Annotated in this window: 1 protein-coding gene; it reads right to left on the reverse strand. The window is 66.7% G+C overall.

Annotation, left to right across the window (positions count from 1 at the left end):
* Positions 1-52 precede the first annotated feature (52 nt).
* Positions 53-1,177: IS481 family transposase (locus AC5Y5O_RS32020; RefSeq protein ID WP_500028747.1), on the reverse strand; the 1,125-nt coding region annotated here is incomplete at its 5' end.

Genomic DNA, 1,177 nt, shown 5'->3' on the forward strand with positions numbered 1-1,177 from the left:
TGTGATGTCGCGAGACATTGAGGACAGATGTCTCGCGACATAGTGAACACCTTCAGTTGTTGGCTGGGGGTGTTTTTGGTTTTTGGGGTTGGTAGTTGCGGGTGGTGTCGAGGGTGAGTTCGCGGATGAGTTGGCCGCCGGTGGTGGCGATGATGCGGATGTCTAGGTCGGCGATGAGCATGAGGACTGCGGTGTTGGCCCAGCGGTGGCCGATCCCGATGTGGTGCAAGCGGCCGGCGTGGCGCAGGGTGATTTTGCCGTAGCGGTCGACGTGGTCGGTGCGGACTCGCCAGTGGATGCCCGCGGGTGTGCCGGCGGGCCCGGCGTGGGGTCGGGCGCGGTAGGTGTGGTCGGGGGTGTGGCGGTGGCAGGAGCGGTGTGGGCGCACAGTGTTGTAGTAGTCGGTGAAGGCGTCGAGCTGGGCTTGTAGGTCGGCCAGGGTGGCTGCGGGGGGTTGGCGGGTGAGCCATTTTTTGAGGGTTTGGTGGAAGCGTTCGACCTTGCCGCAGGTCTGGGGGTGGTAGGGCCGGGAGTTTTTGAACACGACGCCCAGGGTGGCCAGTTCTGTTTGCAACGCGGTACGCCCGCCGGGGCCGGTGGCGTGTCGGGCGGTGAAGACCATGCCGTTGTCGGTGAGCACGGCGGCGGGCAGGCCGTGGGCGGCGAACGCGTCGCGGAAGCAGTCGCGCACGGCCACCGCGGTGAACACGGGGCGGGCGGTGCAGATCAGGGCTTTGCGGGAGTGGTCGTCGAGGATGTTGAGGATCTCGATCTGGGCCCCGGGGGCCGCGGTGGTGTCGGGGCCGGCCAGCTGCCAGTGGGTGATGTCGGCTTGCCAGCATTCGTTGGGTTGTTCGGCCTGGAAGCGGATGTAGCTGCTGCGGGGGCGTTTGCGTGGTTGGGCGGTGATGAAGCCGCGGCGGCGCAAGATCTTGTGGATCGTCGATAGTGCGGGAGCGTAGCCGCTCTGGCGGTGCAGGTGAACGGCGATCGTCTGCGGCCCGGCGTCGAGGCCTTGTTCGCTAAGTTGCTTGCGCAGCTGGATAATTCGTTCTTCGATGCTGGCTGAGAGTTGGCGCGGATTAGACGCCGGGCGTCGGGAGCGCGGCTCGAGGCCGGCTGAGCCCTCGGCGCGGTAGCGGGCCAACAGGGTGTAGATCCACGAGCGCGCGACCCG

Source organism: Mycobacterium sp. NGS40 (assembly GCF_059812735.1).